The organism is Asticcacaulis aquaticus, from assembly GCF_028550415.1.
In the GTDB taxonomy this organism is placed as follows: domain Bacteria; phylum Pseudomonadota; class Alphaproteobacteria; order Caulobacterales; family Caulobacteraceae; genus Asticcacaulis; species Asticcacaulis aquaticus.
Genome location: NZ_JAQQKX010000001.1, coordinates 589,147 through 612,136, shown reverse-complemented (window position 1 = coordinate 612,136; position 22,990 = coordinate 589,147). Strand labels below are relative to the sequence as shown.

Below are 22,990 nucleotides of genomic sequence, written 5' to 3'. Positions count from 1 at the left end.
ATCGAGAAACATCCGCACAGCGCGTTCGCGGACTTCAGGTGAAAACTTGTTCGTCGTTTTGTTCATAGTAGCTCCATCTTCTCAGAAGTTGGAGCCTCCGGCAAAGCCGGGGCGGTTCACGTACTCTAAGCCTTGCCCGATAAATGGCTGAGGTGCTCGGGGGCAATCCCCAGCGTTTTCAACGCGCTTTGCCAGATATGTTCGGGGTCGTGCGAGAAGAGAATCTCATGGCTGGCCGGGGCGACCAACCAGGCATTGTCGCGGATTTCGGCCTCCAGCTGACCTGCCCCCCAGCCGGCATAGCCCAGCGCGATCAGGGATTTCGACGGGCCCGTCCCCCGCGACAGATCGACCAGAATATCACGCGACACGGTCAGGCCGACGCCGCGCCGGACCTCAAGCGCTTCCGGATCGACATTGAGCGGCAGGGTGATGTCATCGATGAAGTAGTCGAGGCTGTGCAGGACAAAGCCGCGGTCGTTCTGCACCGGCCCGCCATTATAGATGCTGTGCTCGGTCTGACGGTCGTCGGTAATCTCGATGCCCAGTTCTTCCATCATGCGTCCGAAACTCAGGCCCGCAATCGGCTGATTGAGGATGATACCCATCGCCGACTCTTCGTCGTGCTGACACAGATAGATGACGGAATGATCGAAATTGGGGTCGTCGAGACCGGGCATGGCCACCAGCAGCCGCCCCTGTAGCGTGGCGGTTTCGGTCGGATCGGAAGGGCTTAGGGCGCTCATAGGCGCAAGATGGGGGGCGACAATCGTTGTGGCAAGAAAAAAGAGCATAAAGGCCCTTGGCGCAAGTCAGAGCGCAGGCTTATAAAGCCAACCTCTTTTGATAAGGAACTGCACCATGACGATCCAACCCGGCGATAAGCTGCCCGAAGTCAAGTTCTCGTCGCCCGCCGAAGAGGGCCTGAAGCCGCTGACCACCTCTGAAGTCTTCGCGGGCAAGCGCGTCGTTCTGTTCGCCGTGCCGGGTGCCTTTACGCCGACCTGCTCGGCCCGTCACCTGCCGGGTTATCGCGATCAGGCCAAGGCCTTCAAATTCAAGAAGATCGACCTCGTCGCCTGCACCAGCGTCAATGATGGATTCGTGATGAAGGCCTGGGCCAAGGATCAGGGCATCACCGACGAAGTGCTGATGCTGGGCGACGGCAATGGCGAATTCGCCGACGGCGTCGGCCTGACCATGGATGCGTCGGGCTTCGGCATGGGCAAGCGCTCGCAACGCTATGCGATGATCGTCAATGACGGCGTCGTCGAGCAGGTCTTCGTCGAAGCGCCGGGCGAGTTCAAGGTCTCGTCGGCGGATTACGTGCTGGAGCAACTCTAAGGATGCAAGGTCGTGGGGTCGCAGACCACACACCCCATAACCGACAAAATGAAAGGCCGGTGTGTAAAGCACCGGCCTTTTTACGTTCTCCAAATTAGGGGTGCAGGGCCTTATGGCCCTGCGGCGAGCCCCTTCAGAACTCTTCGTCTTCCAGTGCGAACAGATCCTCTGCCCCGGCCTTCATCCGTTGCAGGTGCGCGTCGGCTTCGGGTAGGATACGATCGAGGAACACACGCCCGACCTTGAGCTTGGTGGCATAGTAAGGATCGGTCGACCCGGCGTCGATGGCGGCCTGCGCGGACTCGGCCATCATGGCCCACATATAGGCCAGTGACGTCAGGCCGAAGATGTGGAGATAGTCGAGCGAACCGGCGGCGGCGGCGTCCGGATTACCCATGCCGTTCTGCATCAGCCACATGGTGCCGTCCATCAGCTTGGCCTTGGTCTCTTTCAGGCCCTTGACGAAAGCCGGGGCTTTGCCCCCCTCATGTTCGGCGACATAGGCGTCGATCTCGCCGAAGAAGGTCATCACCGAACGCCCGCCCTTGGAGGACAGTTTGCGACCGACGAGGTCGAGCGCCTGCACACCGTTGGTGCCTTCGTAGATGAGGGTGATGCGGATATCGCGCATATATTGCGAGGCGGGGAAGTGTTCGGTGAAGCCAGAACCGCCGTGAACCTGCATTGAATCCTGCGTGACCTTTAGGCCCTTTTCGGTCAGGAAAGCTTTGATAACCGGCGTCAGCAGACCCATGTAATCGCTGGCTTTTTCGCGGGTGGCTTCATCTTCGGAGCCCTTGGCCAGATCGGCCTGCAACGACACCCAGGTCAAGAAGGCACGGCCGCCTTCGAGCAGGGCGCGGCTTTCCAGCAGCATCCGGCGCACGTCGGGATGGACGAGGATCGAGTCGGCAGGTTTGTCCGGCGATTTCGGGCCGGTGAGGGCGCGGCCCTGTAAACGGTCCTTGGCGAATTCGACGGCGGCGACGTGACTGGCGTGACCGATGGCGAGGCCCTGAAGACCGACGCCGAGGCGGGCATTGTTCATCATGTAGAACATGATCTTCAGGCCTTCGTGGGCATTGCCGAGTAGCCAGCCTTTTGCATCCTCATAGACCATGACGCAGGTCGAATTGCCATGGATGCCCATCTTGTGTTCAAGGCCGGCGCATTGAAGGCTGTTGCGTTCGCCGGGATGGCCGTCGGCATCGGGGATGAACTTCGGGACAAGGAACAGCGAGATGCCCTTGACCCCTGCCGGGCCGCCTTCGATGCGCGCCAGGACGAGGTGACAGATATTGCTGGTGAAATCGTGCTCACCCGCCGAAATCCAGATCTTCTGGCCGCTGATCTTATAGGTGCCGTCGGCGTCGGGCACGGCCTTTGAGCGCAGCAGACCGAGATCGGTGCCGCAATGCGGCTCGGTCAGGTTCATGGTGCCCGACCACTCGCCGCTGATCAGCTTCGGCAGGTAGAGATCGCGCAGTTCGTCCGTACCGCCCGCCGTCAGAGCCGCCACGGCGCCGTCGGTGAGGCCCGGATACATGGCAAACGCCGACGAGGCACCGGTGAGCATTTCCGAATAGGCGGTCGATACGACATGCGGAAGACCCTGACCACCGTATTTGGGATCGCCGCCCAGGGCCGGCCAACCGGCCTCGACCATCTGCTGATAGGCTTCCTTGTAGCCCTTCGGCGCGGTAACCGTGTGATCGGCGTTGAGGACGCAGCCTTCCTTGTCGCCGGGACCATTGAGCGGGGCGACGACCTCTTCGGTGAAGCGCGCGCCTTCTTCGAGGATGGCGGCGACCAGATCGGGTGACGCCTCTTCAAAGCCTTTCAGGTTCGAATACTGTTCGATTTTGAACACGTCATTGAACAGGAACTGATAGTCGCGCACGGGGGCCTTATACGGCATGGATGACTCCTGACGATTATTCTTAGTTATTGCGGGGAAGCTGTTGGATTCAGGCGGTTTTCAGATCGCCGTCGGTCTTAGACGACTCATGACGCTCGATTTCGCCTTCCATCCAGGCGCAGCCCTCGGTCATGTCCTTGATCGCCTGATCGATGTCTTCGCGCTGACGTTTCAGGGTCTCGATCTGGGCGTGGTACTTGGCGACGGTGGCGCGCATCTGCTTCACGCCGCGGTCTTCGCGGTTGTAGAGATCGAGGATTTCGTGGATTTCGATCAGCGAAAAACCCATGCGCTTGCCGCGCAAAATGATCTTGAGCCGCGCCCGGTCGCGCGCCGAATAGATGCGCGTCTGGCCCTTGCGTTCGGGATTGATCAGGCCCTTGTCCTCATAGAACCGCAAGGCGCGGGCGGTGACGTCGAATTCCTTCGAAAGCTGACGGATGGTGTAGGTACGCATATCCATGTGTGACCCCCTGTAGGTCGGTTAACTCGATCGCGTTTTCGACAACGCGTAATTTACGTTTACGTAAACGTACACCCGATGCCGGGCCGCCGTCAATAGGGGCCAAATCAATTGACGCGTGAAGACCGAAGCCTTAAAGCCAGCCTGTGTTTTCGTATCCTGAAAGGTGTGCCTCAACGTGTCCTCCGAACTGACTGTCCTCGCGCAAACCGGCCGTGCCTGGCCGTTCGAGCAAGCCCGCAATCTGATTGCGCGCGTGCTGAAAACGCGTCTAAAGGATCAGGCGGAGCAAAAACGGGCGCAGGAGCTGATTTCGGCGGGCAAGACCGATGAGGCTCTGGCCGCCTTCGAGACTTTGAATCGTCCGGTGATCTTCGAGACCGGCTACGGGCCGTCGGGCCTGCCGCACATCGGCACTTTCGGTGAAGTGGCGCGCACGACCATGGTCCGTCAGGCCTTCACCGCCCTGACTGGCGGACACTGGGCGACGCGTCTGATCTCGTTTTCCGACGATATGGACGGCCTGCGCAAGGTGCCGGACGGTATTCCCAATGCCGATATCCTGCGCGAAGACCTCTATAAGCCGCTGACCGTGGTGCGCGATCCGTTCGGAACGCACGACTCGTTCGGTGCGCACAACAATGCCCGCCTGCGCGCCTTCCTCGACTCGTTCGGCTTCGATTACGAGTTCAAGTCGGCGACGGATGCCTACAGGTCGGGTGAGTTCGACGCGACGCTTCTGCGCGCTCTGGAGCGGTTCGACGACATCCAGAAGGTCATGCTGCCGACGCTCGGGCCGGACCGCCGGGCGACCTATTCGCCGTTCCTGCCGATTTCGCCCAAGACCGGCCATGTGCTTCAGGTGCCGACGCTTGAGCGCAATGTCGAAAAAGGCACCATCGTTTTCGAAGAGAACGGTGAAAAGTTCGAAGTCCCCGTCACCGGTGGCCACGTCAAGATGCAGTGGAAGCCCGACTGGGCCATGCGCTGGGCGGCGCTCGGTGTCGATTACGAAATGGCGGGCAAGGATCTGATCGACTCGGTCAAGGTCTCGTCGCAGGTGTGCAAGGTGCTGGGCGGGACGCCGCCGGAAGGCTTCAACTACGAACTGTTCCTCGACGAGGCCGGTCAGAAGATTTCCAAGTCGAAGGGCAATGGCCTGACCATGGAAGACTGGCTGCGTTACGGCGCGCCGGAATCGCTGGCCTACTACATGTTCCAGTCGCCGAAATCGGCCAAGAAGCTCTATTTCGACGTCATTCCGCGCGCGACGGACGAGTTCTTCCAGCAGATGGATGCCTTCCCGAAGCAGGAACTGGCCAAGCAGATCGAAAACCCGGTGTGGTTCGTGCTGCGCGGCGAAACCGGTATCCAAAGCCCGCCGGTCACCTTCGGCCTGATGCTCAACCTCGTCTCGGCGGCCAATGCCTCGGACAAGGAGACCCTGTGGGGCTTCCTGCGCGCCTATATTCCGGGCGCGACGCCGGAATCCGAGCCCGTGCTCGACCGTCTGGCCGGCTATGCGCTGAACTATTTCGAGGACTTCGTGAAGCCGTCGAAGACCTTCCGTCTGCCGGACGATAAGGAAACGGCGGCGCTGATCGACCTGCGCGACCGCTTTGCCGCGCTCGACCCCGAAACGCGCGATGCCGAAGCGATTCAGAACCTCGTCTTCGAAGTCGGAAAGGTCCACGAATTCGAGCCCTTGCGCGCGTGGTTTCAGGCGCTGTACGAAGTCCTTCTGGGCCAGTCGCAAGGCCCGCGCTTCGGGTCGTTCGTGGCCATCTTCGGATTGGAGCGCACGATCGCCCTGCTCGATCAGGGCATCAAGGGCGAACTGGTCGGCTAGAGCGATATGCCAAACAGTGTAAGCGGTTTTTGGCATCAATATCGCGACAAGGCAAAAAACTAAAAAGCCCCCCGGACGCAGGTCTTGGGGGGCTTTTTTTGTTATTGTTATTATCGCGTTACGCGGCGCGCAGGCGTTTCACAAACGCGACGACCTCGCCTTGCAGGTCGGCCGAGCGTTCCTCAAGCTCCGACGACAGCCCCAGCAGTTGCTGAGCGGCATGGCCGGTCATCTGAGCCGCCTGATCGACGCCGGAGATGTGGCCGGTGACGTCGCGGGTGCCGGTGGCGGCGCGGTGGGTATTGGACGCGATTTCCTGCGTCGCGCCCCCCTGTTGCTCGACCGAGGCGGCGATGGAACCGGTCAGGGTGCCGATGGTCTCGATCGTCTTCACGATAGCGTCGATCGAGCCGACGGTGGTGGCGGTCGCCGACTGGATTTCCGAGATCTTGCTGCGGATATCGTCGGTGGCGCGGGCTGTCTGCTGCGCCAGTTGCTTGACCTCGGACGCCACGACCGCAAAGCCCTTGCCCGCCTCACCGGCGCGCGCCGATTCGATCGTGGCATTGAGCGCCAGCAGATTGGTCTGGGCGGCGATGGCCTGGATCAGGTTGATGACTTCACCGATCTGCTGGGCGGCGGTCGACAGGGTGCGGATGGCGTCCTCGGTCTTTTGCGCTTCCATGACGGCGGTGCGGGTGACCTCAGAGGTACGGATGACCTGCTGATTGATTTCGCCGACACTGGCCGACAGTTCCTCGGTCGCGGCGGCGACGTTCTGCACATTGTTGGCGGCGTCCACGGCGGCCTGCGACACCGAGGCGGCGCGGGTCGAGGTGTCTTCGGCGGTCTCGTTCAGGCCGCGGGCAGCTTCGGCCACGGTGCGCGACGAGGAGATAAAGCGCGTGGCGAGGTCGCCCATGTGCTTTTCGAACTCGGACGCGATGCGGTTGCGCTCGGCCATCAGTTCCTGATAGGCGCGCTTCTCATTGTGCTGCTGCTCGATCTTGAGCTGCTCGGCCTCGGCGGCACGGTCGCGCAGGACGCGGATCGAGCGCCACAGGCTGCCGATTTCGTCATTGGCCGTGCGTTCCGGGATCACCGTGTCGAAGGCGCCTTCGGAAATGCGCGTCACGCTGGCGTCGATGTCGGACAGGGGGCGCGAAATGACGCGGATCGCCATCCACAGCGACACGGCCAGCAGCGCCAGAATGCCGGTGACGGCCAGCGCCATGAACAGCCCGGCGCGGGTCTCGTTATAGGCGGTCACGGCGGCCTGAGACGTTTCCAGATCGGTGCGAATGACCTCGACCATGGCGTCGATGTCTTTCTGGAAGCCGGCGCGGTTGGTGCGGTTGGCGTCGTTATTGCCGAGCGCATTGGCTTCCTGCGGGGCGACGTCGCGGCCGACACGGGCGATTTCGCGACGGAAGGTAATGAATTCGGCGGCCTTGGCTTCCACGGCGGCGAAGGTCGGCAGTTCTCCGGGGGCCAGCTTGGCCTTCCATGCGGTCAACAGCGCCTGAATATCGTCGAGACCCTTGTCGACGCCGTCGGCGAACTTCTTGGCCTTGTCGGTGGTTTCAGCCATATAGACCCCGCGCGATTCCATCACCACCTGCGTGACCAACCGGTTCAGCCGCTCGCCTTCGTAGGCGTTTTCGTAGGCGTGACCGTACTGGGTCATCATGCGGTTGTAATCGTGGATGGTGGCCAGGCCCAGGCCGGTAATCGCCGAAGCCACGACCGCAAAAGCAGCGACCAGCGATAGAATCTTGAATCTGATCTTCATAATCTTACCCCGCCCACAGGTATGGGCTTACTCGAACGCGCCTGTCTCACCCCAGGCTGGAAATCTGCGGGTTGATAACCCGGTTACAGGATGTACGCCGTCATCCTTAATAATTTCTGTAGAGGCGGATAAAACCTAAGGGAATACAATAGTGTACAGATCGTTTGTAATATCTGTGTCTTCATTCATTCACTGTAAATTCAACGCTTGTCTGGCTTTTGACTTGCCGTAAGGAGGAGGGACGCCCTAAGTTGCCGGTCATAACGACTTGAGGAGCCCCGCCATGAAAACCCGCGCCGCCGTTGCCTTCGAGGCCAAGAAGCCGCTGGAAATCGTCGAGGTCGATCTGGATGGGCCGCGCCACGGCGAAGTGCTGGTCGAAATCAAGGCGACGGGGGTGTGCCATACCGACGCCTATACGCTGGACGGCCTCGATTCGGAGGGCCTGTTCCCCTCGATCCTCGGTCACGAAGGCGCGGGCGTCGTGCTGGAGGTCGGTCCCGGCGTCACCTCGCTCAAGCCCGGCGATCACGTCATTCCGCTCTATACGCCCGAATGCCGTCAGTGCAAATCGTGCCTCAGCCGCAAGACCAATCTGTGTACGGCCATTCGCGGTACGCAAGGCAAAGGCCTGATGCCCGACGGCACGTCGCGTTTCTCCTATAAAGGGCAGGCGATCCATCACTATATGGGCTGCTCGACCTTCGCCAACCACACGGTCCTGCCGGAAATCGCCCTGGCAAAAATCCGTCCGGACGCGCCGTTCGACAAGGCCTGCTATATAGGCTGCGGCGTGACGACCGGCGTCGGCGCGGTGATCCATACGGCGCAGGTCGAACCCGGCGCCAATGCCGTGGTCTTCGGTCTGGGCGGTATCGGGCTCAACGTCATTCAGGGTCTGAAACTGGTCGGTGCGGACAAGATCATCGGCGTCGACCTCAACGATTCCAAGGCCGAGTGGGGTGCGCGCTTCGGTATGACGCACTTCGTCAACCCCTTGAAAGTGCAGGGTGACATCGTGGCGCATCTGGTCGAGCTGACCGGCGGCGGGGCGGACTATACCTTCGACTGTACCGGCAATGTCGACGTCATGCGTCAGGCGCTTGAAGCCTGTCACCGCGGCTGGGGCGAAAGCATCGTCATCGGCGTGGCCCCGGCGGGCGCGGAGATCAGGACGCGTCCGTTCCAACTGGTCACCGGTCGCGTATGGAAGGGTTCGGCCTTTGGCGGCGCGCGCGGCCGCACCGACGTGCCGAAGATCGTCGACTGGTACATGGACGGCAAGATCGAGATCGACCCGATGATCACCCACACCCTGCCGCTGGAGCGCATCAACGAGGCTTTCGATCTGATGCACGCTGGTGAATCGATCCGCAGTGTGATCGTATTCTGATGCAACGCCGTGCCTTTCTGAGCGGTATGGCGAGTGCAGGTATTTGCGGTGTACCGGAGCTTGCAAAGGCAGCAGAGTCTGATGGTCCTTTGAGACTATCGTCGGCTTTGCTATATCAGCCCTCTCAGGAATTTGAAGCGCGCTTGTCGAGCCCGCAACATCTATCGAATTACATGAAGGCCGTGATAAAAGCTGCGTCAGACGCCATTGGTCAGCAGCCCAAAGGGCCCGGCTTTTCCGGGCAGATTGTGGTTTTGTTCAAACCGGTTCGCAAGGCCCGTTATTGGGTGATGAGTAAGTCGCCTGAACGCCTGAAGCCTTACGAAGAGGCGATGATTCAGGCTCTGCACAAGGTCGATGTCCCGCCCGTATTCGGTGGTCCACTAGCGTTTGCGCTCCTATATGATGTATGGGAAGGCGGCGCCGGATATACTAATGACGGCATGGTTATTCCAGAGCAATGGGTTAAGGCGTTGCCACCCACCGGCGGTTATATCGACGATGCCTTGTTTGGGAAGTTATGGCCGGACGGGCAATAATTTCACCGACTGGACGAAATAAGGTTATATCCTGTTTATGGACGAAGACGACGACATCGAAATCGAGCACATAGAGCCCTATAGCTGCGTCTATTGTTCGGAAATCATCGAGGACGAGACGGCGGCGGTGACGCTGACGGCGACCTGGATGCCGCACTGGCGTGCGCAGAAATTCGCCCCGCTGGCGCAGGATTTCTGGGCGCACTCGGCCTGTCTGCAAAAGAACTGGCACGGGTCATGGCCGTGGGAACCGCACGTCCTTTACGGCGTCGATTCCGGTGACGAGCGCGACTATGCCGAAAGCCTGACCCTCAGTGTGGCCCGGCCCGAAGACCGCGCCGAGATCGAGGACATGCTGGAGCTTGCTTTTGAAGAGGGCTTGCACCGCGCCTATGGTTCCGATCTGGTCGAAGACCTGCTGCCGCTGGTCAGTGTGCTCGAACCGTCGCAACTGACGTCGGGCACCTTCTATGTCATGGCTGATATGGACGGGCAGATCGCCGCCAGCGGCGGGTTCAGCCGCGACATGCCGGGTTCGGGCGAGATCATCGAGGGCGTGGCGCATATCCGTTCGTTCGCGACCCATCCGGATTTTGCCGGATACGGGTTGGGGCGACGTCTGTTCGAGCATTGCCTGAAAGAGGCCAAGGCGCAGGGTTTGCGCGAATTCGTCTGTTTTTCCGGCCTGAATGCCGAGGGCTTTTATGCCAATCTTGGATTCAAGAAGGAAAATGCGATTGAGATTCATATGGGGGAAGGGCTTATACTACCGGCGGTCCTGATGCGCCGGTTGATCTGAGGAGGTTCTCCATGCTCGTACTCGATAATGACGACGTTGCCACCGCGCCGGCAATCAAGGCTGAAATCACCGCGCAACATACCCTGCACGGCGGGACGCTCTATTTCCTCAAGCACGACTCGGCGGCGACCAAAACGCCTATGGCGCTCAGTGTTTTTGTCCCGGAAGGCGAGGGGCCGTTTCCGGTTTTCCTCTGGCTGTCCGGCCTGACCTGCACCGCCAACAACTTCACCGAAAAGGCGGGCGCTTATAAAAAAGCCGCCGAACTGGGCCTGATTGTCGTCGCGCCGGACACCTCGCCGCGCGGTGAAGGCGTGGCGAACGATGACGCCTACGACATGGGGCAGGGGGCGGGCTTCTATGTCAACGCCACGCAGAGCCCGTGGGCGGCGCATTTCCAGATGGAGACCTATGTCACGCGCGACCTGCTGGAGCTGATCGGCGCGCAATTCCCGACCGATATGAGCCGCGTCGGCATTTCCGGCCATTCGATGGGCGGGCATGGGGCTTTGACACTGGCCATGAACCATTCCAACCTGTTCACATCGGTGTCGGCCTTCGCGCCGATCGCCTCGCCGGTCCATTGCCCGTGGGGTCAGAAGGCCATGGCGGGCTATCTGGGGCCGAACCACGACGCCTGGGAAATCTACGACGCCGCCATGCGTCTGGCGCGCGGCAAGGCCCTGTCCTATGATGACATCCTGATCGATCAGGGTCTGGCCGATCCATTCCTCGACACGCAGCTCATGCCGCATCTGCTGGAGCAGGCGGCGAAGGTGGTGGGCCAGAAACTGACCCTGCGACGCCACGAAGGCTACGACCACAGCTATTACTTTATCGCCAGCTTCATCGACGACCATCTGGAATTCCACGCGGCGCGCCTGAAAACCTAAGCCTCCTGATCCTCCGTATCACGCAGAATTTAGCGGCCTGTCATCCAAATATAATACCCTTCGCCGTTGCGAAGCCGCACAATCGCCTTTAGGGTCGATACCGGAGCCGCCATTCTGGCTTCGTCTCGGATTCCTTCCCCCATGTTGCTGATCGCCTGTGTCGTCGTCCTCCTTCTGGTGGTGCTGAACGGCATATTCGCCATGTCCGAACTGGCCGTGGTATCGTCCCGCCGGGCCAAACTTCAGAGCCGGGCGGACAAGGGGGATAAGGGGGCCGCTCAGGCCCTGAAGCTGTCGCAGGACCCGACGCGCTTCCTGTCGGCGGTGCAGGTGGGCATTACCCTGATCGGCATTCTGGCCGGTGCCTACGGTCAGGCGACCATTGCCGCCGAACTCGACAAACTGCTGGAAGCCTATTTCCCCGCCATGGCGGCCTATAGCGAAGCCATTTCGACCGGTATCGTCGTCGTGCTGCTGACCTATCTGTCGCTGATCGTCGGCGAGCTGGTCCCCAAGCGTCTGGCGCTGATCTATCCGGAAACCATAGCCGGTGTCATTTCGCGCCCCTTGTCGCTGCTGGCCATGGCCATGGGACCGTTCGTGACGCTGCTGACCGGCTCGACGACGCTTGTCCTGCGTCTACTGGGCATCCGCGATGAAAAAGGCGAGACGATCACGCAGGAAGAAGTCGAAACGGCGCTGGCCGAAGGCATGGGCGCGGGCCTGATCGAGCCGGCGGAACAGGCCATGATGACCGAGGTCATGCGTCTGGGCGACCGTCCGGCGCGCGTGGCCATGACGCCGCGCACCGAGGTGTTCTGGATTTCGCTCGACGACGAAGAGGCGACCATCCGCAGCGATATCCGCGACTGTCCCTATTCGCGCATCGTCGTCGTGCGCGGTCAGGACATGGATTCGCCCATCGGCGTCCTGCATAAGCGCGACGTCGCCGACGCCCTGCTGGGCGGGCAGCCGCTCGATCTGGAATCGATGGTCGCCGAGCCGATCTATATTCCCGAAACGACGTCGCTCCTGCGCGCACTGGAACTGTTCAAGGCATCCAAGCTGCATATTGCCTTCGTAATCAACGAGTTCGGCACGATCGAAGGGGTCCTGACGCCGACCGACCTGCTGGAAATGATCGCAGGCGATTTCAACGAGGATCACGACGACGACCGCCTGATGATCGTCCATCGCGAAGACGGCTCGTTCCTGGTCGACGGCCGCGCCGACCTGTTCGAACTGTCCGAAGCCATCGGCGAAGCCTACGAGCCGGGGACGGGCTATCACACGGTGGCGGGCCTCGTACTCCAGAAACTGGGACGTTTCCCGAAGGAGGGCGAGGTGCTCACCCTGGGGCATCACCGGGTCGAGGTCGTCGATATGGACGAACGCCGCATCGACAAGCTGTTGTTCGAGCCGATCGACAATAAGAAGGCGAAAGACGACGAGGACGAGGAATAGTCGTCTTGACGCTCCGACGCTTGACTCGGGCGGGCTTATCGACCATAAGGCCCGCTTTCACCGGTATCCGCAAGGGGGCCGGTTATTACGGATTGATCCTGCACCGCCGTTGAAATCGCAGTCTCGCACCTCCGCGGGGCGCCGGCCAGGGTTGTATAAGGTAAAGACTATGTCGAAGCGCCACAGCGCCAAGTACAAGCTCGACCGCGCCATGGGTGAAAACCTGTGGGGCCGTCCCAAGTCCCCCGTCAACAAGCGCTCCTACGGCCCCGGCCAGCATGGCCAGCGCCGCAAGCAAAAGGTTTCGGACTTCGGTCTGCAGCTTCGCGCCAAGCAAAAGCTGAAGGGTTACTACGGCAACATCACCGAGAAGCAATTCTCGAAGATCTACGAAGAAGCCGACCGTCGTAAGGGCAACACCTCGGAAAACCTGATCGCGCTCCTCGAGTCGCGTCTGGACGCCGTCGTGTACCGCGCCAAGTTCGTGCCGACCGTCTGGGCGGCCCGTCAGTTCGTCAACCACGGCCACGTCCTCGTCAACGGCAAGAAGGTGAACATCGCCTCCTACCGCTGCAAGGCCGGTGACGTGATCGAAGTCCGTGAGCGTTCGCGCAACATGGCTCTGGTTCTCGAAGCCCTGCAATCGCCCGAGCGCGACGTGCCGGACTACATCGAAATCGACGCCAAGGCGCAGCGCGCCACGCTCATCCGTCTGCCGGAACTGGCCGAAGTGCCGTATCCGGTCAAGATGGAGCCGAACCTGATCGTCGAATACTACTCGTCTTAAGCGCGTCCTGACGCGCTGCAAATGCCCGTCTTTTTGCGCGCCCTTGCTCATGTACTTAAGTACACTTCGCTTCGGGTGCTTAAAAGCCAGACATTTTGGCTGCGCCGAACTTCGTTTCGCCGCGTCATTACGGCTTAAGGTACATACATTAAACCCCGGAAGGTTTGCCTTCCGGGGTTTTCTTATTTGCTCTTCTTGTCATCTTTGGCGTCGTCGTCCGCGTCTTTCTTCGGGCGGCTGTTGATCAGGCTCTGGACCTCGTCCTTCGACTTGCCCGCATCGATAGCCGCGACGACCGAGGCGACCCATTCCGCGAAGCTGCCGCCGTGCGGATTATTGGCCAGCGGCAGCAGCGTATAGCGTGCGTCCTCCAGTCTGCCCTTCATGATCAGCAGACGCGAAGCGTGCAAAGCGAATTCCGGCACCGACGGCGCCAGATTGTGCGCCTCGATCGCCGCATTGACGGTGTTATCGTCCGGATAGTTCGGCCCCTTCACACCCGCCCGCGACAGGTAATAGAGATTGACCGCATTGAGGGGATCGAGCGCATAGGCCTTGCCCAGCGCCGCGCGGGCCTTTTTCATCTGGCTGTCACGGGTTTCGTTCGGCGCCAGCTTGTCGTGCTCGGCCATCAGGAACCAGGTCTGGCCCAGCCGGAAAAAGCCCTCGGAATCGTTCGGATTGGCCTTGGTGTAGTTGAGGTAATAGTCGAGCGCCAGGGCTTCGTCGCCGAGCAGCAGATCGGCACGCGCCACGACGCCCCTAACGTAGTCGTCGCCAGGATATCTGACAGCCTCGGTCTTGATCCTGGTCAGCACCTCCGGCTTGTAGTCGTTGCCGAGGCAACTGCGCACGCCGCTGTCCCACAGCAGCAGCTTATCGGCGCTGGCCGGTAGCGTCGTCAGCGTCACCCTGGGGTCGGGCATGTCCCTGAGGCGGTAGATGGTCGCCTTGAGCCCGCGCATATAGCTGCTCAGGGTCGAATCCAGCTTCTTTACGGGGACGCCGAAGGCTGCCTCGAACGCCGTAACGGGGTCGCCACCGGCATTGCGCGCTGCCAGATAGCCGGAAAAGGCCTTCGACCGCACCGGGTCGGCCATGATCCAATGTGTCAGCAACCACGACTGCGCGTAAAAGGCACTCATATTGTTCATGTTACGGGTATTGGGCGATCCGCGCAGAATGTCTTCGTAGCGCAGCGAACCGCCGCTCATCAGCTCGCGCACACGGCCCGACGAGGCCATGCCGACGACCGCCTGATCGTCCTGAACGCGGGTCGAGCCGTAATAGTCGGCAAAGCCTTCGACGAACCAGCGCGGATAGGCGACACGCGAGTTCTGGAACATGAACATGTGGGCATATTCGTGGAAGATGATGGTCTGGCTGGAGTTTTCTTCCTGCCGCTCGATCTTCGACGCGTCGCGGATGCTGTCGCCGCCGTAAAGCGAATAGCCTGCCATGCCGTTCGAGCAAATGCGCACGAAACCGCCAATGCGCAGGCTGACATCGGGCCATACCTGTTTGAAATCGCTGTGATTATCGACGAAATAGAGGTTTAGCTTGGGCTCCGGCACCGCGTCTTCGCCCGATCGGCGATAAAAGGCGCCGATCACATAGCGGTATTTTTCGAGATTGCGGACATAGGCCTCGGTCGCCTTGGCGTTGACATTGCTATAGACGACGAAATGATCGCTTTCGGCCCGGATCCATTTCGTGGCGGCGGCCACCGAACCGGCGGCCCCGGACAGGAGCAGGCTGCCGGTCAGTGCGATCGCAGACAAGCGCTTCATGATATCCCCCCTTGAGATGCGCACAACTTAAGCGGGGGCAAGGGATAAGCGCAAGACGCCGGACAAAAAATAACCCGGACCTGTCGATCCGGGTTTTGTCGCTATCGCAAGGCGGTAAGGTCAGGCCTCGATAACGCCTTTTTCGGCCAGAAGCGCCTTGAGTTCGCCCGACTGGAACAGTTCGCGGATGATGTCCGAGCCACCGATAAACTCTTCCTTGATATAGAGCTGCGGGATGGTCGGCCAGTCGGTGTAGGCCTTGATGCCTTCGCGCAGGTCATTGTCCTGAAGCACATCGACCCCGGCGAATTCGACGCCCAGATGGTCGAGAACCTGCACGGCCAGCGACGAGAAGCCGCAGCGCGGGGCATCCGGCGTGCCTTTCATGAACAGGACGACGGGGTTGTTCTTGACGGTGGTGTCGATGAACTGATGGACTTCGGAATTGGGATCGAGGCTCACGGCAGGGCTCCGGCAGAAAAATGAACTTTCCCCGATATAGGCATGCCGTGGCGCTAAATCCAGCGTCTTGGCCCCAAATCCAGCGTCAAGCTTTCTTTTTCATCTCTTCGCGGCGCGCGGCGGCGGCCTGTAACGAAAAGCGCGCCATCTCGATCTGGGCCGGGACTGAGGTCGGCATCAGGCGTTCGGGCACCTCGGTCAGGGCCTCCAGGTGATCGGGCGTGTCCGGACGAATCAGCATGGTCGACAGGGTCGGCTGGGTCAGGGCGAAGGACAGGCACAGCTCCTCGGCCGTCCAGCCGTTGGTCTGGTGCAGGAAGGCATAGGTGCCGCTTCCGGCCAGCGGGTCGGCGGGGCGCGATCCGAAAAAGCCGCGGCGGGCGGCCTTGGGCACGACGTCCGACGCCTTGCGATAGGCTTCGGGATAGAAGTCGTGTCCGAAGATGGTCATGCCACGCGAGATGGCGTAGTCGAGCAGGTGGCGCTTGTCCCACGAGGTATCGATGTCGAACACGGTCTTGAGGATGTTGAAGCGCCCGTCGTCGACCACCGCCTGAATACGGTCGGTATTGGCCGCTGCGCCGGTGAATTTGAGCATATTGGCCCGGCGGAGGCTGTCGATAAAGGCCCAGCTATTGTCGGGGATGCGATCGAACCCCGTGGCGTGGAACATCAGCAGGTCGATCCACTTCAGGCCGGATTCCTTGATGACCAGCTTGAGCCGGTCGCGCAGCGGCGTGAGGGCGTATTGCGCGGCCGGATCGTTGGCGCCTTCTTCGTGGGCATTGACGGAGATGAACAGCAGACGGCGTTCGACGACCGACAGGGCTTCGGCGGCGGTTTTCAACAGGTCGGGATGAGCCGACTCGAAATGGTAGGTGTTGATGCCGTTTTCCAGCGCCGTCATGATCAGACGATGGATCATCTGACGGCTCTGGCGCGCGCCCGACCACGATAAGGTAAGCCCCAGCGTCGAAAGGGCCTGACCGGATCGTCCGAAGGGGCGGTAGCGCATAGTGACCTCTTACGGGACTTTGGTTTCGAGCGCCAGCGCGTGCAGGGGGCCGCTGATCAGGTCTGAAATCGCCGCATAGACCTTCTGGTGCTGGCGCACCTTCGGCATGCCGGCGAACCCGGCGTCGGTGATATAGGCCTTGTAGTGGTCGCCGTCGCCGGCCAGATCCTCGACGACGATCTCGGCCTCGGGGAAGGCCGCCTTGAGACGGGCTTCGAGTTCGGAATGGGCGACGGGCATGCGGGTGGCCTTAAGGAAAACACATCAGGAATTTAAGATGTATGGGGTATCATGGGAAGGTTAACAACTTCATGCCGACAGGGCGGTGTAAGGCCGGTCGGCTATGGCGTTTCGACCTGAATAGGTTAAGATGAAGATGTGCACATTCACAGGGGGGCGGCAGATGACACCAGTGGCGATCCGGGGGGCCGTGCTGGCCTTTGGGCTGTTATTGCCCGCGGCGGCGGGGGCGCAGACCTGCCCCAATCCGGCCGCCGGCCTCGATCAGGCGGTGGCGAAGATGCAAACCGCCGTCAAGGGCAGCGATGCCAACGGCTTTCTCGCCTTGATCGGGACGCAGGGCCTGATGATGGGGGCCGAAGGACCGCAGGCGACGAAAGCCAGCCTGAGCGCCGATTTCAAGGCCAAAAAGGGCGCCTATTGCGAGCTGTTTACCTGCGGCGGCAAGGCCGGGCGGTTGAAGACGCTGCTGAGTGCCCCCAATCCGGCCAAACGGCTCAATACGGCACGCAACGGCAATGTCTTCGGCATTGTGACGCTCAATCGCGGCCATCCGACCAATGAGGCGGAACTGTCCTTCGCCCTGGTCAGTTGTAAGTGGGAACTGACCGCGATAGGCACGCTTTAGATGGCATTGACCGACGAACCGAAGCGCAAGCCTCTGACGCCGCTGGGATGGGTGTTGCGCGTCCTGCTGTTCGCCGTGCCGCTGATCGTGGCCTGCGTCGTCATGTGGCAGACCAATGCCCGCTGGCAGGGCGTCAAGATCTACAAGACCGCCTTCGATTACGAACTGGAATACGCCAAGCTGGGGGTGCTCAATTCTCAGTTCTACGTCGCCGAGGCCTATGACAACGGCTTTCAGACGGACATGAACAAGGCGGAAGCGGTCAATTGGTACCGTAAGGCCGCCTATCAGAGCCATGCCAAATCGCAGTACGAACTGGGGCAGCACTATCTCGACGGTGAGGGGATTGCCCGCGACGACGCCGAGGGCTTCCGCTGGGTGCAGAAGGCGGCGTTCAAGGACTATCCGGAAGGACAGTTGCGGGCCGGACAATTGCTGTGCGAGGGGCGCGGTGTGGCGGCGGATTGCGCCAAGGGCGTGGAACTGATCCAGAAGGCTGTGGCGCAGGGATTACCCGCCGCGCAAGCCGAGATGGCCGCGCGCCATGAACGCGGGGACGGTGTACCGAAGGATGCGGTCAAGGCGTGGGTGCTGTATGCGCTGGCGCACGAAGCCCTGACCTGGGAGCAAAAGGATGCGCCGCCGTCCGCCGACGCGACGCGGGTGGCGGCGACGCTCACCAAGGCACAATTGGCCGTTGCCAAAACGCAATTCGAGACCCAGCGCCCGAAACGCGAAAAACCCGGCAAGGACAAGGTAGCCGCGTTTTGAGCATGATATCGATATGGCAAAAGTGGTTCGGGTCTGGTGCCAAGCCTGAGGTGAAACCGTTCGTACTCGTCGGTGATGAAGCTGAACTGCCTGACGAAGTCTATGTTGCGCTTGCCGAGCTTTATAATTCGAACAACGCATTAGGTGGCGAGTCTATCGGGACCTTGGCTGAAGTGACCATGTCCCGCGTGGCCGTATTTCACCGTTGCTTTCTGAATGGCGCTTTTGGTGCCACTTTGGTGAGTTTTGCAGACGCGCTTCCCGAAATCATTGATGCCTATAATGAATTGAGTCTGAACCTATTTTCCAAGACCATCGAAGAGGCAAATGCTCAAGCACGGGCGGCAATAGAGCAAGGTGTGTCGTCCAACGATATTGAACATTGGTACGCTCTGTTCGAAGAAGCGGGCCGCCGTTATTCGGACCTAACCTATGGCGGCAAATCAGAAGATGCCGAAGCCGACAAATTGGAACAAGCGCTTGTCCGTCTGATACGTCTGGAGCCTGAGGCCTATCGAAACGTTCTTCTGGAAGCTGGGAAGTAGCTGAAAAATGAGAGCCGATTACCTTCAAATCATACCTCCCTGCACTTTAGTGCGGGGAGGGGGACCATTTGCGGAGCAAATGGTGGTGGGGTGTCTTGCGGAGGTTCGACGGCCACTGTCGTAAGGCAGCAAGAAACCCCACCACCACATCTCAATGACCTTCGGTCATCTCGTGCGGTCCCCCTCCCCAACAAGTTGGGGAGGTATAAGAAAGTTCAAAAAACAACCCCCGAAGCGAGGCTTCGGGGGTTGAGCTTAAGCCATATATTCCGGCAGCCAGCGCTCATTGGCGCTGCGTAATTGCTCAAGACTCAGCGACATCGCCCCGGTCAGGCTGAGGTCCGTGCCGCCCGCCACACCGATGGTCGCGGCGGTAACGCCGGCCTCGGCGGCCTTTGCCAGCACGAGGTGCGCCGACGCTTCGCCGACCGCGATCAGGTAACGCGCCTGATCCTCGGCAAAGGCGAAGACGAAATCTTCAAGACCGGTCGTGTTGCGCAGTTCGATCCCAACCTTCGAGGCCGAGGCCATGTCGAAGGCGGCGGGCAGCAGGCCGCCGTCGCTCAGGTCGTGGACGGCCTTGGCGGTCTTCGACTGGATCAGGCCGCGCACGAAGTCGCCGTTCAGTTTTTCCGTGGCCAGATCGACCTTGGGCGGGGCACCGGCTTCGATACCGTGGACTTCGCGCAGATAGATGGACGAGCCCAGTTCACCGACGGTCTCACCGATCAGGATCAGGACGTGCCCGGCCTTCAGCGTGTGGAAGCCCGCGCGCAGGTCGTAGTCTTCGAGCAGGCCGACCGCGCCGACGGTGGGTGTCGGCGGGATGGCGACGCCGTTGGTTTCGTTGTAGAGCGACACATTGCCCGACACGACGGGGAAGTTCAGTTCGCGGCAGGCCTCGGCCATGCCCTCGATGGCGCGGACGATCTGCCCCATGATCTTGGGGCGCTCAGGGTTGCCGAAGTTCAGATTGTCGGTAATGGCGATCGGATCGGCCCCGACGGCGGTCAGGTTGCGCCAGGCTTCGGCGACGGCCTGCTTGCCGCCTTCATAGGGGTTGGCCTTGACGTAGCGCGGGGTGACGTCCGACGTCACGGCCAGCGCCTTCTTGGTGCCGTGGACGCGGACCATGCCCGCGTCGGCACCGGTCGCCGAGTCGGCCAGGGTGTCGGCCATGACGTGACGATCGTACTGTTCCCACAGCCAGCGCTTCGAGGCCATGTCGGGCGAGGCGAGGATAGCCAGCAGGGCGTCGCCGACCGGGGCGGACGGCGCGCTGCCGAGCGGCGCTTCCATATCCGGCTCGACCCACGGACGGTCGTACAGCGGTGCGTCGTCCGAGAGCGGGGCCAGAGGCAGGTCGCAGACGACCTCGCCCTTGTGCGTCAGGACGATGTGGCCCGAGGTGTTGGTTTCGCCGATCACGGCGGCATCCAGCCCCCATTTCTTGAAGATGCGATAACCGTCCTCTTCGCGGCCCGGCTTAAGGATGGCCAGCATGCGCTCCTGCGATTCGGACAGCATCATCTCGTAGGCCGACATATTCTCTTCGCGTTGCGGCACCTTGTCGAGGTCGAGCGTGATGCCGAGCCCGCCCTTGCCGGCCATTTCGACCGACGACGAGGTCAGGCCCGCCGCGCCCATGTCCTGAATGGCGGCGACGGCGCCGGACGCCATCAGTTCCAGCGTTGCCTCGATCAGCAGCTTTTCGGCGAAGGGATCGCCGACCTGCACCGTCGGGCGCTTCTCTTCGGAGTCTTCCGAGAATTCTGCCGACGACATGGTCGCGCCGTGGATGCCGTCGCGGCCGGTCTTGGAGCCGAAATAGACGACCGGCAGGCCGGGTTCCGGGGCGGCGGAATAGAAGATCTTGTCGGCGTCGGCCAGGCCCACGCACATGGCGTTGACAAGGCAGTTGCCGTTATAGCCGCTGTGGAAATTGGTCTCACCGGCCACCGTCGGGACGCCGACGCAGTTGCCGTAACCGCCGATGCCCGCGACCACGCCTTCGACGATGCGCTTGGTCTTCGGGTGGGAGGGCTCACCGAAACGCAGGGCGTTCAGCAAGGCCACCGGGCGCGCGCCCATGGTGAAGACGTCGCGCATGATGCCGCCGACGCCCGTCGCCGCGCCCTGGAAGGGCTCGATATAGGACGGGTGGTTGTGCGATTCCATCTTGAAGATACAGGCGAGCTTTTGCCCGTCCGGGCCATCGCCGATATCGATGACCCCGGCGTTTTCGCCCGGCCCGCAGATGACGCGCTCACCGGTCACCGGGAATTTGCGCAGGTGCATCCGCGAGGACTTGTACGAGCAGTGCTCGGACCACATGACCGAAAAGACGCCCAGTTCGACATAGTTGGGCTCGCGGCCCAGCCGGTCGAGAATGACCTGATATTCGTCGGGCTTCAGGCCGTATTCGGCGGCCAGTTCGGCGGTGGTTTTTTGGGCGGTGGTCATAGGTCTTACGGCCTTTGATAGATAAGCATAGGAAAAAGCCCCCGAAACCGAGGGCTTTGAAACGATTACGCGGCCTGAAGGACACGCATCAGGCTGTGGAACAGCGGCGCGCCGTCGGCGGAGCCCAGCGCGGGCTCGAAGGCGCGGTCCGGGTGCGGCATCATCCCCAGCACGTTACCGGCGCTGTTGACGATCCCGGCGATGTTGTTGGCCGAACCATTGGGGTTTTCGACATAGCGGAAGACGACCTGGCCATTGTCCTCGATGCCTTTCAGCACGTCGGGTTCGGCGAAGAAATTGCCGTCGCCATTGCCCTGCGTCATCCACACCGTCTTTTGCTCGCCATAGGCCGAGGTGAAGCGCGTCTTGCGATTTTCGATGGTCAGTTCAATGGGTTTGCAGACGTATTTGAGGCCGGAATTGCGTAGCAGCGCGCCCGGCAGCAGGCCCGATTCACACAAAATCTGGAAGCCGTTGCAGATGCCCAGCACCGACACGCCTGCGTTCGCCGCCTTGACGACCTCGGCCATGACCGGCGACAGCGACGCCATCGCCCCGCAGCGTAGATAGTCGCCGTAGGAGAAACCACCCGGCACGACGATCAGGTCGAGGTTTGAGGGCAGGGACGTCTCTTCGTGCCACACCATCTCCACCTGAGCACCGGTGGTGGTCTCTACCGCCACCTTGCAGTCGCGGTCGCAGTTGGAGCCCGGAAAAACAAGGACGGCGGCTTTCATGTTACGCGACCTCGATGCGGTAGGATTCGATGACCGTATTGGCCAGCAGCTTGTCGCACATGGCTTTCACCTCGGCTTCGGCGGCGGCCTTGTCGGTGGCGGTCAGGTCGAATTCCAGCACCTTGCCGACGCGGACGTTCGACACGCCGCCCCAGCCCTGAACGGGACCGAGCCCGTTGAGCGCGCCTTCGACGGCCTTGCCCTGTACGTCGAGGACGCCGGCCTTGAGGAAGATATGAACCGTGGCTTTCATCTGTTTCACTTCACATAGGAGATAAGCAAAAAGTCCACCGGGGGCGATGGACTTTGAGGGGTCTTATTGCGCACCGCCTTCAATGACGCGGGGCATGTCTTTCATGATCCCGAGGCGCTTGGCGACCTCGGTATAGGACTCGATCACGTCGCCCATGTCGCGGCGGAAGCGGTCCTTGTCGAGCTTTTCACCGGTGGCGGTATCCCACAGGCGGCACGAGTCGGGGCTGATTTCATCGGCCAGGATGACGCGGGCGAAATCGCCTTCGAACAGGCGGCCGAACTCGATCTTGAAATCGACGAGCGTGATGCCGACGGCGGCGAACATGCCGCACAGGAAGTCGTTGACCCGCAGCGTCATGGCCAGAATATCGTCGATTTCCTGCGTCGAAGCCCAGTTGAAGGCCGTGATGTGCTCTTCGGTGATCATCGGATCGCCCATCTCGTCGTTCTTGTAATAGAACTCGATGATCGAGCGCGGCAGCTGCTGACCTTCAGGCAGGTTGAAGCGCTTGGCCATCGAACCCGCCACGATGTTGCGGCAGACGACTTCGAGCGGGATGATCTCGACTTCGCGGATCAGTTGCTCACGCAGATTGAGGCGCTTGATGAAGTGGTTCTGAACGCCGATCTGCGTCAGCTTGGTCATGACGAACTCGCTGATGCGGTTGTTGACCACGCCCTTGCCTTCGAGCTGGGCCTTCTTCTCGCCGTTGAAGGCCGTCGCATCGTCCTTGAAATACTGAACGAGGGTGCCGGGCTCCGGGCCTTCGTACAGGATCTTGGCCTTGCCTTCGTAGATTTTCTTGCGGTTCTTGGTGGTCATGGCACCATCTCCAGAGGGCG

At 61.0% G+C, this 22,990-nt stretch carries 23 protein-coding genes; 11 read left to right on the top strand and 12 right to left on the bottom strand.

The features are described 5' to 3' along the window. Nucleotides 1–125: 125 nt before the first annotated feature. Nucleotides 126–794, bottom strand: a complete 669-nt coding sequence (locus tag PQU92_RS02980; protein ID WP_272746725.1) for a YqgE/AlgH family protein — start codon at nucleotides 792–794, stop codon at nucleotides 126–128. Between the two features lie 67 nt (nucleotides 795–861). Between PQU92_RS02980 and PQU92_RS02975 the strand changes: the two genes are divergently transcribed. Then, nucleotides 862–1,344: a peroxiredoxin gene (locus tag PQU92_RS02975; RefSeq protein WP_272746724.1), complete on the top strand. Its 483-nt coding sequence runs from the start codon at nucleotides 862–864 to the stop codon at nucleotides 1,342–1,344. A 133-nt stretch (nucleotides 1,345–1,477) separates the two neighbouring features. Here the strand turns inward: PQU92_RS02975 and PQU92_RS02970 are convergent, their stop codons facing one another. Then, nucleotides 1,478–3,262 carry an acyl-CoA dehydrogenase C-terminal domain-containing protein gene (locus PQU92_RS02970; RefSeq protein WP_272746723.1) on the bottom strand — a complete coding sequence of 595 codons (1,785 nt, stop codon included), beginning with the start codon at nucleotides 3,260–3,262 and terminating at the stop codon, nucleotides 1,478–1,480. A gap of 49 nt (nucleotides 3,263–3,311) precedes the next feature. Beyond that, nucleotides 3,312–3,725: a MerR family transcriptional regulator gene (locus PQU92_RS02965; protein WP_272746722.1), complete on the bottom strand. Its 414-nt coding sequence runs from the start codon at nucleotides 3,723–3,725 to the stop codon at nucleotides 3,312–3,314. Between the two features lie 178 nt (nucleotides 3,726–3,903). Between PQU92_RS02965 and PQU92_RS02960 the strand changes: the two genes are divergently transcribed. Then, the gene (locus tag PQU92_RS02960; protein ID WP_272746721.1) at nucleotides 3,904–5,574 is read left to right on the top strand and encodes a lysine--tRNA ligase; all 1,671 of its coding nucleotides are present in this window, start codon (nucleotides 3,904–3,906) and stop codon (nucleotides 5,572–5,574) included. Between the two features lie 118 nt (nucleotides 5,575–5,692). Here PQU92_RS02960 and PQU92_RS02955 read toward each other — a convergent pair whose 3' ends face one another. Next, complete coding sequence (locus tag PQU92_RS02955) at nucleotides 5,693–7,366, bottom strand: methyl-accepting chemotaxis protein (RefSeq protein ID WP_272746720.1); 1,674 nt, start codon at nucleotides 7,364–7,366, stop codon at nucleotides 5,693–5,695. 283 nt (nucleotides 7,367–7,649) lie between these two features. On the opposite strand from PQU92_RS02955, the gene PQU92_RS02950 reads away from it, so the two are divergent. From PQU92_RS02950 to rpsD, 6 genes are all read left to right on the top strand, one after another. After that, nucleotides 7,650–8,759, top strand: coding sequence for an S-(hydroxymethyl)glutathione dehydrogenase/class III alcohol dehydrogenase (locus tag PQU92_RS02950; protein ID WP_272746719.1), 1,110 nt, complete (start codon nucleotides 7,650–7,652; stop codon nucleotides 8,757–8,759). Further along, nucleotides 8,759–9,298, top strand: a complete 540-nt coding sequence (locus tag PQU92_RS02945; RefSeq protein WP_272746718.1) for a hypothetical protein — start codon at nucleotides 8,759–8,761, stop codon at nucleotides 9,296–9,298. The genes PQU92_RS02950 and PQU92_RS02945 overlap by 1 nt, the downstream gene beginning before the upstream one ends. 37 nt (nucleotides 9,299–9,335) lie before the next feature. Beyond that, nucleotides 9,336–10,097 carry a GNAT family N-acetyltransferase gene (locus PQU92_RS02940; RefSeq protein WP_272746717.1) on the top strand — a complete coding sequence of 254 codons (762 nt, stop codon included), beginning with the start codon at nucleotides 9,336–9,338 and terminating at the stop codon, nucleotides 10,095–10,097. Between the two features lie 11 nt (nucleotides 10,098–10,108). Continuing rightward, on the top strand, nucleotides 10,109–10,990 hold the full coding sequence (fghA, locus tag PQU92_RS02935; RefSeq protein ID WP_272746716.1) for an S-formylglutathione hydrolase: 882 nt from the start codon (nucleotides 10,109–10,111) through the stop codon (nucleotides 10,988–10,990). A gap of 141 nt (nucleotides 10,991–11,131) precedes the next feature. Then, a complete protein-coding gene (locus PQU92_RS02930; protein WP_272746715.1) occupies nucleotides 11,132–12,454 on the top strand; it encodes a hemolysin family protein in 1,323 nt (440 codons plus the stop codon). 169 nt (nucleotides 12,455–12,623) lie between these two features. Further along, on the top strand, nucleotides 12,624–13,241 hold the full coding sequence (gene rpsD, locus PQU92_RS02925; protein WP_272746714.1) for a 30S ribosomal protein S4: 618 nt from the start codon (nucleotides 12,624–12,626) through the stop codon (nucleotides 13,239–13,241). Nucleotides 13,242–13,423: 182 nt separating this feature from the next. Here rpsD and PQU92_RS02920 read toward each other — a convergent pair whose 3' ends face one another. The 4 genes from PQU92_RS02920 to PQU92_RS02905 form a co-directional block, all read right to left on the bottom strand. Then, nucleotides 13,424–15,031: a DUF1570 domain-containing protein gene (locus tag PQU92_RS02920; RefSeq protein ID WP_272746713.1), complete on the bottom strand. Its 1,608-nt coding sequence runs from the start codon at nucleotides 15,029–15,031 to the stop codon at nucleotides 13,424–13,426. Between the two features lie 120 nt (nucleotides 15,032–15,151). Beyond that, complete coding sequence (grxD, locus tag PQU92_RS02915) at nucleotides 15,152–15,493, bottom strand: Grx4 family monothiol glutaredoxin (protein WP_272746712.1); 342 nt, start codon at nucleotides 15,491–15,493, stop codon at nucleotides 15,152–15,154. Nucleotides 15,494–15,578: 85 nt separating this feature from the next. Next, nucleotides 15,579–16,508 (bottom strand): aldo/keto reductase, encoded by a 930-nt coding sequence (locus tag PQU92_RS02910; protein ID WP_272746711.1) that lies wholly within the window; start codon nucleotides 16,506–16,508, stop codon nucleotides 15,579–15,581. A 9-nt stretch (nucleotides 16,509–16,517) separates the two neighbouring features. Further along, nucleotides 16,518–16,748, bottom strand: a complete 231-nt coding sequence (locus tag PQU92_RS02905; protein WP_272746710.1) for a BolA/IbaG family iron-sulfur metabolism protein — start codon at nucleotides 16,746–16,748, stop codon at nucleotides 16,518–16,520. Between the two features lie 163 nt (nucleotides 16,749–16,911). Between PQU92_RS02905 and PQU92_RS02900 the strand changes: the two genes are divergently transcribed. From PQU92_RS02900 to PQU92_RS02890, 3 genes are read left to right on the top strand one after another with little or no spacing between them, the layout of a single operon-like run. Further along, nucleotides 16,912–17,376, top strand: coding sequence for a hypothetical protein (locus PQU92_RS02900; protein WP_272746709.1), 465 nt, complete (start codon nucleotides 16,912–16,914; stop codon nucleotides 17,374–17,376). Then, the gene (locus PQU92_RS02895) at nucleotides 17,377–18,147 is read left to right on the top strand and encodes a tetratricopeptide repeat protein (protein ID WP_272746708.1); all 771 of its coding nucleotides are present in this window, start codon (nucleotides 17,377–17,379) and stop codon (nucleotides 18,145–18,147) included. A 2-nt stretch (nucleotides 18,148–18,149) separates the two neighbouring features. Continuing rightward, nucleotides 18,150–18,692, top strand: a complete 543-nt coding sequence (locus PQU92_RS02890; protein WP_272746707.1) for a hypothetical protein — start codon at nucleotides 18,150–18,152, stop codon at nucleotides 18,690–18,692. A gap of 255 nt (nucleotides 18,693–18,947) precedes the next feature. Here PQU92_RS02890 and purL read toward each other — a convergent pair whose 3' ends face one another. The 4 genes from purL to purC all read right to left on the bottom strand — a co-directional run bounded on the left by purL (nucleotide 18,948) and on the right by purC (nucleotide 22,970). Continuing rightward, a complete protein-coding gene (purL, locus tag PQU92_RS02885; protein ID WP_272746706.1) occupies nucleotides 18,948–21,155 on the bottom strand; it encodes a phosphoribosylformylglycinamidine synthase subunit PurL in 2,208 nt (735 codons plus the stop codon). A 65-nt stretch (nucleotides 21,156–21,220) separates the two neighbouring features. Further along, nucleotides 21,221–21,892: a phosphoribosylformylglycinamidine synthase subunit PurQ gene (gene purQ, locus PQU92_RS02880; RefSeq protein WP_272746705.1), complete on the bottom strand. Its 672-nt coding sequence runs from the start codon at nucleotides 21,890–21,892 to the stop codon at nucleotides 21,221–21,223. A gap of 1 nt (nucleotide 21,893) precedes the next feature. Next, nucleotides 21,894–22,145: a phosphoribosylformylglycinamidine synthase subunit PurS gene (purS, locus tag PQU92_RS02875; RefSeq protein ID WP_272746704.1), complete on the bottom strand. Its 252-nt coding sequence runs from the start codon at nucleotides 22,143–22,145 to the stop codon at nucleotides 21,894–21,896. A gap of 63 nt (nucleotides 22,146–22,208) precedes the next feature. Beyond that, nucleotides 22,209–22,970 (bottom strand): phosphoribosylaminoimidazolesuccinocarboxamide synthase, encoded by a 762-nt coding sequence (gene purC / locus PQU92_RS02870; protein ID WP_272746703.1) that lies wholly within the window; start codon nucleotides 22,968–22,970, stop codon nucleotides 22,209–22,211. Between the last annotated feature and the right edge of the window lie 20 nt (nucleotides 22,971–22,990).

Bases quoted from the DNA above. Each gene is read 5' to 3' on its own strand.
- PQU92_RS02955 (WP_272746720.1), bottom strand. From the start codon at position 7,366: ATGAAGATCAGATTCAAGATTCTATCGCTGGTCGCTGCTTTTGCGGTC.
- PQU92_RS02950 (WP_272746719.1), top strand. From the start codon at position 7,650: ATGAAAACCCGCGCCGCCGTTGCCTTCGAGGCCAAGAAGCCGCTGGAA.
- purL (WP_272746706.1), bottom strand. From the start codon at position 21,155: ATGACCACCGCCCAAAAAACCACCGCCGAACTGGCCGCCGAATACGGC.
- PQU92_RS02900 (WP_272746709.1), top strand. From the start codon at position 16,912: ATGACACCAGTGGCGATCCGGGGGGCCGTGCTGGCCTTTGGGCTGTTA.
- purC (WP_272746703.1), bottom strand. From the start codon at position 22,970: ATGACCACCAAGAACCGCAAGAAAATCTACGAAGGCAAGGCCAAGATC.
- purQ (WP_272746705.1), bottom strand. From the start codon at position 21,892: ATGAAAGCCGCCGTCCTTGTTTTTCCGGGCTCCAACTGCGACCGCGAC.
- PQU92_RS02945 (WP_272746718.1), top strand. From the start codon at position 8,759: ATGCAACGCCGTGCCTTTCTGAGCGGTATGGCGAGTGCAGGTATTTGC.
- rpsD (WP_272746714.1), top strand. From the start codon at position 12,624: ATGTCGAAGCGCCACAGCGCCAAGTACAAGCTCGACCGCGCCATGGGT.
- PQU92_RS02920 (WP_272746713.1), bottom strand. From the start codon at position 15,031: ATGAAGCGCTTGTCTGCGATCGCACTGACCGGCAGCCTGCTCCTGTCC.
- PQU92_RS02930 (WP_272746715.1), top strand. From the start codon at position 11,132: ATGTTGCTGATCGCCTGTGTCGTCGTCCTCCTTCTGGTGGTGCTGAAC.
- purS (WP_272746704.1), bottom strand. From the start codon at position 22,145: ATGAAAGCCACGGTTCATATCTTCCTCAAGGCCGGCGTCCTCGACGTA.
- PQU92_RS02970 (WP_272746723.1), bottom strand. From the start codon at position 3,262: ATGCCGTATAAGGCCCCCGTGCGCGACTATCAGTTCCTGTTCAATGAC.
- fghA (WP_272746716.1), top strand. From the start codon at position 10,109: ATGCTCGTACTCGATAATGACGACGTTGCCACCGCGCCGGCAATCAAG.
- PQU92_RS02910 (WP_272746711.1), bottom strand. From the start codon at position 16,508: ATGCGCTACCGCCCCTTCGGACGATCCGGTCAGGCCCTTTCGACGCTG.
- PQU92_RS02965 (WP_272746722.1), bottom strand. From the start codon at position 3,725: ATGGATATGCGTACCTACACCATCCGTCAGCTTTCGAAGGAATTCGAC.
- PQU92_RS02890 (WP_272746707.1), top strand. From the start codon at position 18,150: ATGATATCGATATGGCAAAAGTGGTTCGGGTCTGGTGCCAAGCCTGAG.
- PQU92_RS02905 (WP_272746710.1), bottom strand. From the start codon at position 16,748: ATGCCCGTCGCCCATTCCGAACTCGAAGCCCGTCTCAAGGCGGCCTTC.
- PQU92_RS02980 (WP_272746725.1), bottom strand. From the start codon at position 794: ATGCTCTTTTTTCTTGCCACAACGATTGTCGCCCCCCATCTTGCGCCT.
- PQU92_RS02940 (WP_272746717.1), top strand. From the start codon at position 9,336: ATGGACGAAGACGACGACATCGAAATCGAGCACATAGAGCCCTATAGC.
- PQU92_RS02975 (WP_272746724.1), top strand. From the start codon at position 862: ATGACGATCCAACCCGGCGATAAGCTGCCCGAAGTCAAGTTCTCGTCG.
- PQU92_RS02895 (WP_272746708.1), top strand. From the start codon at position 17,377: ATGGCATTGACCGACGAACCGAAGCGCAAGCCTCTGACGCCGCTGGGA.